The organism is Limnobacter sp. SAORIC-690 (assembly GCF_002954425.1).
Lineage (GTDB): Bacteria > Pseudomonadota > Gammaproteobacteria > Burkholderiales > Burkholderiaceae_B > Limnobacter > Limnobacter profundi.
In genome coordinates this window covers 147,182-159,521 of record NZ_MQVZ01000001.1, presented here as the reverse complement: position 1 = coordinate 159,521, position 12,340 = coordinate 147,182, and the positions used below count along the sequence as shown (strand labels likewise).

Genomic DNA, 12,340 nt, shown 5'->3' with positions numbered 1-12,340 from the left:
GCTTTAAAACAACAAATGGGCGTGCAAGACACGCCTGTTTTTGTTTTAACTTATTCGAAATGTGTCGCACAATGGTTTCATGAGCGATCAAGACACATTTCACACTGAAGAGCACGATGACATCACCGGACTGGTGTTGTCAGGCGGTGGCGCACGGGCTGCCTATCAGGTGGGGGTACTGCATCAGCTAGCCAAGTGGTTTGAGCAAGAAAACAAGCGCGAATTCGATTTTCCGTTCAAAATTTTGTGCGGCACTTCAGCCGGTGCAATCAATGCAGCGGCCCTGGCCTGCGCGGGGCGCAATTTTTATCAGTCCACCGATCGAATGCTCAAGGTTTGGGAGAACTTCAGTTCCGATCAAGTATTCCGCTCTGATTCCTTGGGTATTATTCGCACCGGTGCGCGTTGGTTGTCGGCGCTTTCAATTGGTTGGATGCTGCGCAAGCGCCCCAAGTGCTTACTCGATAATTCTCCGCTGTCACACCTGCTTCATCAGTTGTTGCATTTCCGAAGACTGGACGAGGCGCTTGAGAACGGCACAATTCACGCTTTGGCGGTGACTGCTTCCAGCTACAGTTCAGGCCGTAGCGTGACCTTCTTTCAAACCCAGAAAGTGATCGAGAGCTGGGCCAGAACGCAAAGGGTGGCATTGCCTGACCGTATTACAGTCGAGCACTTGTTGGCCTCCGCAGCAATTCCTTTTGTCTTTCCCGCGGTGAAGCTGAACATTGAAGGGCAAATGGAGCACTTTGGCGATGGTTCTATTCGCCAACTGGCCCCAATTAGCCCAGCAATTCATTTGGGTGCAAACCGAGTGATGGTGATTGGTTCCAGTCAATCGGACAAAGACCACACCCAGCGTGTTGAAATTCAAAATGCATATCCCAGTTTGGCTCAAATTGCGGGCCATGCCATGGCTTCCATTTTTCTGGACAGTTTGTCGATCGACATTGAGCGTTTAAGCCGGGTGAACAAAACCCTGGGCTTGTTGCCTCCCGAGATGGCCACGAAAACCACATTGAAACCGATTGAGCTGTTGGTGATTTCACCCTCAGAACGGATTGACGAAATTGCGGCACGTCACACGCAAGATCTGCCCCGACCCGTGCGCACCCTGTTGTCCGCATTGGGAGCCACGGAGGCCAGTGGTTCGTCTTTGGCCAGTTATTTGCTGTTTGAGGCCAATTACACCCGCGAGTTGATTCGAATGGGTATCGCCGACACGATTGCCAAGAAAGATGCAGTGTACGAGTTCTTCCATCTGGGTCAGTCAGGCCGCTGAGTTCCGCGCCAAGCCGCGTTACAATTAGCGCTTCGAGGCAGTTCAGGCGTTTTCCCCATGCATTCACCTTTGGTTTCTGCTGCTTGGCATGCCAGGATGACCCAGGCCGAGGGTGATGACGGTCTTTGTGTCGCGCACGGCAAACCGGTTCGGGTGCTCAGTACCTTCGATGCAAACGAAGTACGCGGCATGATTGAGCAGGCCCACGAGTGGTCCAAACAGGGTTTGTATGTGGTGGGTGGCCTAAGCTATGAAGCTGCTCCGGTTTTCGATGCAGCTTTGCCGGTTTGCATGCCACACAATTTCCCATTGCTCGAGTTTCATGCTTTTGAACCGAACCAGGTGAGCGTGCTGGGCAAATCGCAGTTGCAGCAATTGCCCTCGGCGTCCAAATTCATGCCTTGGCTGGATCAACAAACGGCTCAGCGTTATCAAGAAACCTACAAGCAGGTGAGGCAGGCCATTGAGGCGGGCGAGTTCTATCAAATCAATCTGACCACACGGCTTAAGGCAGCCAATCCGCGACTGGATGCATGGGCTGTTTTCCAGCATCTCTATGCAAGCCAGTCTGCACCCCAAAGTTTTTTTCTGCGCGGCAGCGTGTTCAACGCAATCAGTTTGTCGCCCGAGCTGTTTTTTCGGTGGGACGGCAATGAACTGCAAACCGCACCCATGAAGGGGACCCGAAGGCCTGTGTTGGGTGGTCTGGATGTACTGAGTGACAGTGAAAAAGACCGTGCCGAGAATGTGATGATTGTTGACTTGTTGCGAAACGACATGGCCAAGGTCTGCCAGCCAAAGTCAGTTCAAGTACGTTCCCTGTTCGATGTCATGCATCTGCCCACTGTCGATCAAATGACCTCCAGTATTTCTGGGCGAACTTTGCCAGGTACTACTTTGGTGGATTTGTTTGAGGCTCTTTTTCCTTGTGGCAGTGTGACGGGTGCGCCCAAATCGCAGGCCATGTTGCGCATTGCGCAATGGGAACAAGCGCCCCGAAAATTGTATTGCGGGGCGCTTGGTGTGCTGAGCCCGGGTGGTGGGGTTCAATTCAACGTACCGATTCGTACTGTCATAGAACAGGCAGATGAACTGGAGTACGGTGTGGGCAGCGGTATCACCTGGTATTCCACCGCAAGCGATGAGAAAAAAGAGTGGTGGCAAAAAACTACCTTTCTACGTGAGGCCACTTGCGACTTTCAGGTGCTTGAAACTTTGCGCCTGGAGAATGGGAAGTGGATTCATCTGGACGATCATCTGGAGAGAATGGAAGGCGCAGCCAAGCAGTTTTCGTTTTTATTCGATGAACAACGGGTTCGATTGAACCTAGATGCAGTGGCTCACAAACATACTCATGGCGTTTTCCGTGCACGTTGTTTGCTGGATGCTTGCGGGGACACGCGAATTGAACTGCATGAACTGGAACAGGATTTGACTCCCGTGCTGCTTCGTTTGGCCAATTCAGCCATGCAAGGCAAGCCCGAGTTTGTGCTTCACAAAACCACGTACCGACCTGAGTATGAGTATTTTCAGAATCAGGCGAATGGTGCTTTTGATGTTCTACTTTTCAACTCGCAAGGTTTGTTGACTGAAACCTGCCGCTGCAATGTGGTGTTTAAAATTGATGGCGAGTGGTTAACACCACAAATTTGCGAAAGCGCCGGTACTTATTTGTTGCCCGGGGTGTTGCGTGCCCGCCTTTTAAGGGAAAATACGATTCGGCAAACCACGCTGAATGTGCAAGACTTGCAACGCGCTGAAGAAGTGTGGCTGATCAATAGTTTGCGAGGCTGGGTGCCTGTTGCGAAAGTGGTTGATGTACACGACAAGGTGTTTTTTTCTGCCAACTAAAAACAAACAATAAACAAAAAGGGAAGTGAGATGAACCCGACCACCATTGAACTGATTGGCGCGATTCTTTTTGCAATTGCTGTCATTCACACCTTTTCAACCAAATACTTTGAGCGCCTGGCGCACTCGCAGCCAAATCACTCGGGCTTGTGGCATTTGCTGGGTGAAGTGGAGGCCGTGTTCGGCTTTTGGGCCATGGTGCTGGTTGTGTTCATGTTTTTCATCATTGGTCAAACCAGCGCAATTGAATACGTAGACACGCGCAATTACACCGAACCTTTGTTCGTATTCGCGATTATGGTGATTGCTGCCAGCAAGCCAATCCTGGTGCTGGCTGGTCGCATTGTGCGCGTGGTAGCTTCTGTGATCCCAATCGACAGGCAAGTGGCGTATTTTTTCACCACTTTGTCCATCGTACCGTTGTTGGGCTCGTTCATCACTGAGCCCGCAGCCATGACACTGGCGGCCTTTTTACTGCGCGACCGGTTTTACACGCAAGGTATCAGCAACAAATTGATGTACGGCACTCTTGGTGTGTTGTTTGTCAATATTTCAATTGGTGGCACCTTAACGCCATTTGCTGCACCGCCTGTGTTGATGGTGGCGGCCAAATGGGGCTTTGACATGCAATACATGTTGACCATGTTCGGCTGGAAAGCCGCGATTGCTGTGTTTGTGAACGCGACGGTACTCACCTTCTTGTTCGCCAAAGAACTGACCGCCATGAAAAAGCCTGCCGAAAACGGTCCCAAAGAAGACATGCCCGTGTGGGTTATTGCTACTCACCTGTTGTTTCTGGTGGGTGTAGTGGTATTTGCCCACCATGCAGCGATGTTCATGGGCCTGTTCCTGTTCTTCCTCGGATATACAACTGCTTACAGCCGCTATCAAGACAAGCTGATTTTGAAAGAAGGGTTGATGGTTGCATTCTTTCTGGCTGGTTTGGTGGTATTGGGTGGCATGCAGGCCTGGTGGTTACAAGACACTTTGAAGGGCATGAGCCCCACAGCGCTGTATTACGGAGCCACTGCGTTGACGGCAATTACAGACAACGCAGCCTTGACTTACCTTGGCTCGCTGGTAGAGGGTGTGGATGACCAATTCAAGTATGCGTTGGTGGCGGGTGCTGTAACCGGGGGTGGTTTAACGGTGATTGCGAATGCACCCAACCCGGCTGGTTTTGCCATCTTGCAAAAGTATTTCAACGACGGCTCAATCAATGCGGGCAAACTGTTTTTGGCTGCACTCGGGCCTACGCTGGTGGCAGTCGCTGCTTTTCAATTGTTGTAAACAGTTTTCAGGGATTTTGTTTTGAGCGAACAAAACATCGATTACCACGATCAAGAGCCAGCCATTGAGCTGCCTCACGATCTCGATGATGCGCAAAGGGCCTTGGCCGAAGTGCAGGCCTTGTTGCGTAAACAAAAAGTAATCGAGAGTGTTGTTCACAACCAGCAAACCACGGTTAATCCCGAGCGGCAAAGTTTGGTTGAGGAGCTGGTGCACCGCCAGCATCTGACCGAGCTGGGTAACAAGCTTTATTTGCTTCACCCGGCCGACGTGGCCTATGTACTTGAAAGTCTGCCCCAAGAGGAGCGGATGCTGGTTTGGGGTTTGGTGCGCTCCGATCGCGACGGTGACATTCTTCTCGAGCTGAGCGATGCGGTTCGGGAGAGTTTGATCAAGTCCATGGACAGCGAAGAATTGTTCGCTGCCACGGAATCGCTTGATGCCGATGAAATTGCGGAGCTGGCGCCTGACCTGCCACGGGATGTGGTTGAAAAACTGGCCAGTAGTTTGAGCCTTGAGGAGCGCGAGCAACTGCGCGCCGCCATGAGCTACCCCGAAGACACCGTGGGTGCGCGTATGGACTTCGACATGGTGACCATTCGCGACGATGTGACACTGGAAGTGGTGTTGCGTTACCTGCGCCGGTTCGACGAGCTGCCAGATCAAACTGACCAAGTGTTTGTGGTGGATCGTGTGGATCATTTCAAGGGCAGTTTGCCTTTGGACCGGTTGTTGGTCAATGAACCGGAAACCCTTGTGAGTGAGGTAATGAGCCGCGAGGTGCTGATGTTGTCGGCACTGGATGATGCCTATGAGGCTGCGCAGGCCTTTGAGCGTTATGACCTGGTTTCTGCCCCCGTGCTCGACCCATCTGGCAAGTTGATCGGTCGCCTCACCGTGAACGAAGTGGTGGATGTGATTCGCGAAGAAAGCGAAGCAGATTTGCTGTCCAGTGCGGGTTTGCGTGAAGAAGAAGACTTGTTCGCCTCGGTGTGGGAGTCTGCTAAAAACCGTTGGCTGTGGTTGGGTTTAAACCTGTGTACCGCTTTCTTTGCAAGCCGTGTCATCGACACTTTCGAGGGCACAATCGCCAAAGTGGTCGCCTTGGCCACACTCATGCCGATTGTGGCGGGCATTGCCGGTAATTCCGGCAATCAGACAATGACCTTGATGATCCGTTCCCTGGCCTTGGGCCAAGTAACTGCGGCCAACTTCAAACTGTTGTTGAAAAAAGAGCTGGCCATTGCCGGGTTGAACGGTTTGGTGTGGGGCAGTGTGGCGGGGCTTGCCGCATGGGGTTTGTATTTTGGATCTCCGAATGCCGTGATGTTGGGCTTGCTGATGACACTTGCAGTGATGCTGAATTTGCTTGTAGCCGCGCTCATTGGCGTGCTCGTACCTCTCGGACTTGAGAAGATCGGTCGGGATCCTGCCATGGGGTCTTCAGTGCTACTCACATTCACCACCGACAGCATGGGCTTTTTCATTTTCCTGGGGCTGGCCTCCCTGTTCTTTTAGAGCGGCGTCTATTCATGCCCTCCATTTCTATTGTCATGCCGGTGTACAACGAGGTTCCGGTGCCTGGCGATGATTCCTTTTTGTCTCGAATTCAAGCGCTGCTTCAATTGCTTCGGCAAGGTGACGAGTTGTTGCTGGTAGACGGCGGCTCTACTGACCAGAGTTGGCCAGTTCTACAAACTTTGGCCGAACACACGCAAGTGCTTGCCATTCAAGGCAGCAAGGGGCGGGCGCAACAAATGAACGCGGGTGCTGAAAAAGCCCGTGGGGATGTACTGCTCTTTTTGCATGCAGACACAGTGTTGACCAAGGCGGCTTGGCAGGCATTGTTGTTCAAGTTGGATGCAAGCGCTTGGGGCCGCTTCAATGTGTGTATTGATGGCAAAAGTGCATGGTTGCCTGTGGTGGCCTGGTTCATGAATCATCGGTCGAGGCTGACTAAAATTGGTACAGGCGATCAGGCTTTGTTTGTTGGTCGCAAGTTGTTCGATCAGGTTGGAGGTTTTCCAAAACAGCCCCTGATGGAAGACGTTGAGCTGTGCAAGCGCTTAAAGCGAGTGGCACCACAAAAATTTGTGGCAGTTGCTTCCCCGGTATTTACGTCGGGGCGTCGATGGGACGTGAACGGCGCTTGGGCAACGATTGTGTTGATGTGGCGCTTCCGGTTTTTATATTGGCGCGGAGTGCCCGCAGATACCTTGGCAAGGCTTTATGCGGACACCCGGCAAAAGTTGCCTGTCACTGTGGCCGTGTTTGCCAAGTATCCGCAGGCCGGCCGGGTGAAAACAAGGTTGATCCCCATGCTGGGTGCCGAGCAATGCGCGATGTTTGCCCGATATTTGTTGTTGAGTACCTTGGACAAGTTACAGGGCGTGAATGTGGCGCTGTGGACCGATGGCGGTACTCCCGAAGAGTGGGCCACCTTGCTGAAGGGCAGGGCCATTCAATGTTACGTTCAACCAGAAGGGCACCTGGGCGTGCGAATGCGAGCTGCGGTTGAAACGCATCTGAACGGCAGTGAGCTTGTGGTGCTTCTTGGGCCCGATGCAGTCGAATTTACAGCAAGCCATTTGCGTGAACTGATCGATACTGCCCGGCAACAGGGACTGGCTTTCGTGCCTGCACACGATGGTGGATATGTGGCCTTGGCTTGCAACCGCGTTGTGCCTGAAATTTTTTCTGAATTGATAGAGTGGGGCACTGCCCGTGTGGCGGAGCAAACCCGCGCCGCATTGAGGAGTAAAGGTTTGCGGGCTGTGTGGTTGTCATCGCAACTGGACATTGATGAGCCTGCTGACTTGGGGCGGGCGATTGAATCGGGTTGTGTACCTGTTGATTGGCCTGTACGTTACTCAAGTATCGATTAAAAAGGTGTTGAAGGGTTTCGTATGCGCAGTTTTGTGTTGATGACGGGTGTTTTTAAAGCAGCTTTGTTATTCGGTGTTGCAGGCATATCAAGCGGTGCTCTGGCCCAGGGCGCGGGCGTGCTAAAGCCCTGGCCTGCAGACCCTGCTGCCGGAATTCCTGCGCCATGGAAAGCGCAGTACCACCCTGACATTGCGGCGCAAACCCAATTCAAGTTGTTGAAGCAGGGCAATCAAACTGTGTTGCAGGCCGAGGCTGACATGGCCTACGGCTCGCTGGTGTATGCCTTTGCCAAACCCACAGTTTTGAACACTTTGACTTGGCAGTGGCAAATATTGACTCAACCCACCAAGGCGAATTTGCAAACCAAGGCTGGCGACGACGCGGGTGCGAAGGTGTGTGCCTTTATTCAAATTGATGAAGGAAAACTGGGTTTGGGCACCCGCCTTGCATTGGCTGCGGCGCGCACTGTCTCAGGCGAGCGTTTGCCCGCGGCCACCCTTTGTTATGTGTGGGGCTCGCCAGGTGAAAAAGTGGGCCAGGTGTTTGACAACCCCTACACCGACCGTGTGAGAAATATTGTTGTGCGTGATGCGGCCAGCGCCGCGGAGTTGATTTCGGAACGAAGGGATTTGCAGGCCGATGCCCGCAAAGCCTTCGGCAAAGAACTGCCGGAAGGCCCTGTGATGTTCACAGGCATTGCGCTGGGGGCTGATTCAGACAATACCCAATCGAAAGCCAAGGCTTTGTTTGGCAGTGTGCAAGCTCTGTAATTGAGGTGAATGATAAAACTACCTATTTATGGCGATTGCGCAACCCCCCAAAATGAGTAAATTACTTACAAAAGTAAATTAATTTATAGTGCAGACTTGTCTCAAGGAGTAATGTCTGCATGAAAAAATTAATTCTCGCCACCGCACTTTTGCTGCCTCTTTCGACCATGTCCATGACCCTGGACAAAAGTCGACTCTATATGGGGGGTTCTTATTCCAACATTGATTATCAACAGCAAGGCGTGACATTTGATTTATCGACAGTCTCGGTTGTTGGTGGTTATAGGGTTAATCGTTTCGTTGCCTTGGAAGGTCGTTTGGGGCGTGGTCAAAGCAAAGGTAACTTTGCGGGAGCAGTATTTGAGGTTGACCGCTATGTCAGCGCTAATATTGTAGGCACCTACCCGTTGGGAGACGAAAATTTAAGACTTTACGGCAGTTTGGAATACAACGACCTCGAGATCACTGCACAGGGAGCTGGAATACGCGTTTCGGAATCAGGTGATTCGGCGGCTTACGGACTCGGCATTTCATACGTTGTTGGCCCGCTTGAGTATCGAATCGGTTACGAGAATTTCTATGACAAGGACAATGTTAAAGCGGACGGCTACACCATCACCGTGAACTACACTTTTTAATAAGAAGGGGACCTCGGTCCCCTTCTTATTAACACTCGGGCTATTTAGCCCTGATTCAGATTCATGGTCTTCACGATTCGCTCGCAGTACCTGGCGATCTGGTCAATCTCCAGATTGACCGGGTTGCCTGCTTTCAAATGTTTCAATGTGGTCATCTGCACCGTGTGTGGAATGAGGTTGATGTGAATGTCGCATTCGCCTGAATCATGATCATCTACCTTATTGACTGTCAGGCTGACTCCATTCACAGTAACCGAGCCCTTGTAGGCAAAGAAAGGCGACAGGGTTTTCGGTGCCCGAATTTGCAGGTGCCAGCTTTCACCCACTGGTTCGAATTCCGTAACGCTGCCCAAGCCGTCCACGTGGCCGCTCACCAAGTGGCCGCCAACTCGATCCGACAAGCGCATGGCCTTTTCAAGGTTTACTTCACCGGGCTGGCTTAGCCCCACGGTTTTTGACAGACTTTCCTGCGACACATCCACATGAAATGTGTGGTCAGCCATGGCCACAACTGTCATGCAGGCACCTTGGATGGCGATGCTGTCGCCAAGTTTTATATCTGAAAAATCCAGCGTTGGGGCATGCACCGCGAGGCGTACGCCAGCATAGGCAGAATTCTGAAGGGGGTCTACAGATTTGATTTGACCGATCGACTCAATGATTCCGGTGAACATGGGTGCAACTACTCCTGGTTATTTTGAACCCACGTAATTCGCAGGTCTTGTCCAATTTGCTCAAATGAATGAATAGCCCAGCTTGCATAGGCGGGCAGGATTTCTAGTTCGGGCAGGCGGAACAGGCCCTGGCCTGGTCCCAAAAAACGTGGGGCAATGTACTGCACAATTTCATCCACCACACCGGCTTGCAGAAACGAACCATTGAGCCCAAAACCAGCCTCAAGGTGCAATTCATTGATACCGCGCTGTGCCAGTTCTTGTAACAGGCGCAGCAAATCCGTTTTTACTTTGCCTGCATGCAAACCTGCCGCCACTGGGGCCACGTTCAACGCCTCAATATTTGCGGCGTTTGGGTGGGTAAGAAGCCAAGCTGGCGTTTGTGGTTCAGTGTGCGCAATCAGCACGCGCCCGGTTTGTAACAAGCGGGCTTCCGGTGAAATTTCCAGCTTGCTGTCCACGATCACTTTCAGCGGTTGGCGTTCGGTGTCAATACCACGCACATTCAGTTGTGGGTTATCGGCTTTCACCGTGCCAATGCCGCTGAGCACAGCGCAGGCCTGCGCGCGCAAGTGGTGCCCGTGCAGCCGTGCTTCTTCGCCAGTAATCCACTGGCTAACGCCATTATTCAAGGCGCTAACGCCGTCCGCACTGCTGGCTACTTTCAAGCGCACCCAAGGGCGTTTGCGTTCCATACGGCTGAAAAACCCACGGTTAATCCAGCGCGCTTGTTCAACCAGCACACCGTGTGAAGTTTCAATGCCGGCCAATTGTAAAATGGCCATGCCTTTGCCTGCCACCAGCGGGTTGGGGTCAAGAACCGCAGCCACCACCCGTTGAACACCTGTGGCCACTAGCGCTTGTGCACAGGGGCCTGTGCGGCCGTGATGGGCGCAGGGTTCCAGTGTGACATAGGCTGTGCTGCCTTTTAAACAAACGCCACGCGCCTTGGCTTGCGCAATCGCCTGCACTTCAGCATGGCCTTCGCCTGCTTTGGCGTGAAAGCCCTCCGCAATTGCAACCCCATCGCGCACAAATACACAACCTACGCGCGGATTGGGCGTGGTGCTGTACTGGCCCTTCCAGGCCAGGTTCAGCGCATGCTGCATCCAGTGTTCGTCGGTGGGTGAAAGGGTGGCCATGGCCTCAGTTACTTCTCAGTTACTTTTAAGCGCCTTTTTTGGCGGTTGTGCGTGATTTTGGCTTGATGCTGCCCGTGATGTTTTCTGCCGGTGCAGTCAGATGCGCAATTTCTTCTGAGAAGCTTTGCAGGTCCTCAAAGCTTTTGTACACTGAGGCAAAGCGAATGTAGGCCACAGTATCGAGCTGCTTGAGTTGTTGCATCACCAACTCGCCCAAGAACTTGGTGTCCACCTCTCGGGCAGCACTCACCAACAGTTTTTCTTCAATACTTGAAATGGCTTCGTCAATGGCTTCCGCCCGGACAGGGCGTTTGCGCAAGGCGAGCATCAAGCTGCCGCGCAGTTTATCCCTGGAAAATTCGACGCGTGATCCGTCTTTCTTGACAATGGCAGGCAGAAACAGTTCTGCCCGTTCATAGGTGGTGAAGCGTTTGCCGCAACTGCTACATTGTCGGCGGCGCCGAATCGCGTCGCCTTCTTCAGACGTGCGCGAATCGACTACCTGGGTGTCGGCGTTGCCACAAAAGGGGCATTTCATAACGCCGTGGCCCCTTGCTTACTTGTAAACAGGGAACTGGCTGGTCAATTCCTTGACCTTGGCGCGAACGGTGGCCAATGTGGCCTCGTCTTCCGGGTTTTCAAGTACGTCGGCGATCAGGTGACCTACCGCGCGGGCCTGCTCTTCCTTGAAACCACGCGTGGTCATGGCTGGGCTGCCCAAGCGAATGCCGCTGGTGACAAACGGCTTTTCAGGGTCGTTTGGAATGGCATTCTTGTTCACGGTGATGTGCGCATTGCCCAAAGCAGCTTCAGCGGCCTTGCCTGTAATGCCCTTGGCACGCAGGTCAACCAGCATCACGTGGCTTTCTGTGCGGCCAGACACAATACGCAGGCCACGCTCAACCAGGGTTTCAGCCAAAGCCTTGGCATTCAACACCACTTGTTGCTGGTATTCCTTGAATGCGGGTTGCAGGGCTTCGTGGAAAGCCACGGCTTTGCCTGCAATGACGTGCATTAGAGGGCCACCCTGAATGCCAGGGAAAATTGCGCTGTTGATTTTCTTGGCCAACTCTTCTTTCATCAAAATGATGCCGCCACGTGGGCCGCGCAAGCTTTTGTGTGTGGTCGATGTACATACATCAGCGTGCGGCACAGGGTTGGGGTACACGCCAGCAGCAATCAGACCCGCGTAGTGGGCCATGTCCACCATGAAGTAGGCACCCACTTCCTTGGCAATTTTCGCAAAGCGCTCAAAGTCGATGCGCAGGGCGTAAGCCGATGCACCGGCGATGATGATTTTTGGCTTATGTTCACGGGCCAGGGCTTCGACCTGGTCGTAATCAATGGCTTCTTCCTTGTTCAGGCCGTAAGAAACCACGTTGAACCACTTGCCCGACATATTTAGTGGCATGCCATGGGTAAGGTGGCCGCCTTCAGCCAGCGACAAACCCATGATGGTATCGCCAGGTTGCAGCAAGGCAAAGAACACGGCTTGGTTGGCCTGTGAACCGGAATTGGGTTGTACGTTGGCGGCTTCAGCGCCAAACAGTTTTTTCAGGCGTTCGATGGCCAGGTCTTCAACCACGTCTACATGTTCGCAGCCACCGTAGTAGCGCTTGCCTGGATAGCCTTCCGCGTATTTGTTGGTCAGTTGTGAACCCTGGGCTTCCATCACGGCTGGGCTGGCGTAGTTTTCGGACGCGATCAACTCAATGTGGTCTTCCTGGCGAGTGGTTTCCTGCTGCATGGCAGTCCACAATTCTGGGTCGGTTTGGGCGATGCCCTTTTGGCGTTCAAACATAACGAT

At 52.8% G+C, this 12,340-nt stretch carries 11 protein-coding genes; 7 read left to right on the top strand and 4 right to left on the bottom strand.

Translation table 11 applies throughout. The features are described from left to right. Positions 1-79 precede the first annotated feature (79 nt). From BSZ31_RS00730 to BSZ31_RS00700, 7 genes are all read left to right on the top strand, one after another. Positions 80-1,282, top strand: coding sequence for a patatin-like phospholipase family protein (locus BSZ31_RS00730; protein WP_168426794.1), 1,203 nt, complete (start codon positions 80-82; stop codon positions 1,280-1,282). Between the two features lie 57 nt (positions 1,283-1,339). Then, a complete protein-coding gene (locus BSZ31_RS00725) occupies positions 1,340-3,133 on the top strand; it encodes a chorismate-binding protein (RefSeq protein ID WP_105027103.1) in 1,794 nt (597 codons plus the stop codon). Positions 3,134-3,163: 30 nt separating this feature from the next. Next, entirely contained in the window at positions 3,164-4,423 is a 1,260-nt protein-coding gene (locus tag BSZ31_RS00720) for a putative Na+/H+ antiporter (protein WP_105027102.1), read from the top strand. A gap of 21 nt (positions 4,424-4,444) precedes the next feature. After that, positions 4,445-5,941 carry a magnesium transporter gene (mgtE, locus tag BSZ31_RS00715; protein ID WP_240605604.1) on the top strand — a complete coding sequence of 499 codons (1,497 nt, stop codon included), beginning with the start codon at positions 4,445-4,447 and terminating at the stop codon, positions 5,939-5,941. A gap of 14 nt (positions 5,942-5,955) precedes the next feature. Then, positions 5,956-7,308 carry a TIGR04283 family arsenosugar biosynthesis glycosyltransferase gene (locus tag BSZ31_RS00710; RefSeq protein ID WP_105027101.1) on the top strand — a complete coding sequence of 451 codons (1,353 nt, stop codon included), beginning with the start codon at positions 5,956-5,958 and terminating at the stop codon, positions 7,306-7,308. Positions 7,309-7,329: 21 nt separating this feature from the next. Beyond that, a complete protein-coding gene (locus tag BSZ31_RS00705) occupies positions 7,330-8,079 on the top strand; it encodes a DUF3047 domain-containing protein (protein ID WP_105027100.1) in 750 nt (249 codons plus the stop codon). 119 nt (positions 8,080-8,198) lie between these two features. Then, positions 8,199-8,717: a porin family protein gene (locus BSZ31_RS00700; protein ID WP_105027099.1), complete on the top strand. Its 519-nt coding sequence runs from the start codon at positions 8,199-8,201 to the stop codon at positions 8,715-8,717. A gap of 44 nt (positions 8,718-8,761) precedes the next feature. On the opposite strand, the gene BSZ31_RS00695 is transcribed toward BSZ31_RS00700, so the two are convergent. Genes BSZ31_RS00695 through glyA form a run of 4 tightly spaced genes read right to left on the bottom strand, consistent with a single transcriptional unit; the run spans position 8,762 to position 12,334 of the window. Continuing rightward, positions 8,762-9,391, bottom strand: coding sequence for a riboflavin synthase (locus BSZ31_RS00695; protein WP_105027098.1), 630 nt, complete (start codon positions 9,389-9,391; stop codon positions 8,762-8,764). An 8-nt stretch (positions 9,392-9,399) separates the two neighbouring features. After that, positions 9,400-10,533 (bottom strand): bifunctional diaminohydroxyphosphoribosylaminopyrimidine deaminase/5-amino-6-(5-phosphoribosylamino)uracil reductase RibD, encoded by a 1,134-nt coding sequence (ribD, locus tag BSZ31_RS00690; protein ID WP_105027097.1) that lies wholly within the window; start codon positions 10,531-10,533, stop codon positions 9,400-9,402. 25 nt (positions 10,534-10,558) lie between these two features. Next, on the bottom strand, positions 10,559-11,071 hold the full coding sequence (gene nrdR, locus BSZ31_RS00685; protein WP_105027096.1) for a transcriptional regulator NrdR: 513 nt from the start codon (positions 11,069-11,071) through the stop codon (positions 10,559-10,561). 18 nt (positions 11,072-11,089) lie between these two features. Beyond that, positions 11,090-12,334, bottom strand: coding sequence for a serine hydroxymethyltransferase (gene glyA / locus BSZ31_RS00680; protein ID WP_105027095.1), 1,245 nt, complete (start codon positions 12,332-12,334; stop codon positions 11,090-11,092). Positions 12,335-12,340 lie beyond the last annotated feature (6 nt).

Excerpts from the sequence above, each read along its gene's own strand:
- BSZ31_RS00720 (WP_105027102.1), top strand. The coding sequence starts at position 3,164 with ATGAACCCGACCACCATTGAACTGATTGGCGCGATTCTTTTTGCAATT.
- BSZ31_RS00730 (WP_168426794.1), top strand. The coding sequence starts at position 80 with ATGAGCGATCAAGACACATTTCACACTGAAGAGCACGATGACATCACC.
- BSZ31_RS00725 (WP_105027103.1), top strand. The coding sequence starts at position 1,340 with ATGCATTCACCTTTGGTTTCTGCTGCTTGGCATGCCAGGATGACCCAG.
- nrdR (WP_105027096.1), bottom strand. The coding sequence starts at position 11,071 with ATGAAATGCCCCTTTTGTGGCAACGCCGACACCCAGGTAGTCGATTCG.
- BSZ31_RS00700 (WP_105027099.1), top strand. The coding sequence starts at position 8,199 with ATGAAAAAATTAATTCTCGCCACCGCACTTTTGCTGCCTCTTTCGACC.
- ribD (WP_105027097.1), bottom strand. The coding sequence starts at position 10,533 with ATGGCCACCCTTTCACCCACCGACGAACACTGGATGCAGCATGCGCTG.
- BSZ31_RS00710 (WP_105027101.1), top strand. The coding sequence starts at position 5,956 with ATGCCCTCCATTTCTATTGTCATGCCGGTGTACAACGAGGTTCCGGTG.
- BSZ31_RS00695 (WP_105027098.1), bottom strand. The coding sequence starts at position 9,391 with ATGTTCACCGGAATCATTGAGTCGATCGGTCAAATCAAATCTGTAGAC.
- glyA (WP_105027095.1), bottom strand. The coding sequence starts at position 12,334 with ATGTTTGAACGCCAAAAGGGCATCGCCCAAACCGACCCAGAATTGTGG.
- BSZ31_RS00705 (WP_105027100.1), top strand. The coding sequence starts at position 7,330 with ATGCGCAGTTTTGTGTTGATGACGGGTGTTTTTAAAGCAGCTTTGTTA.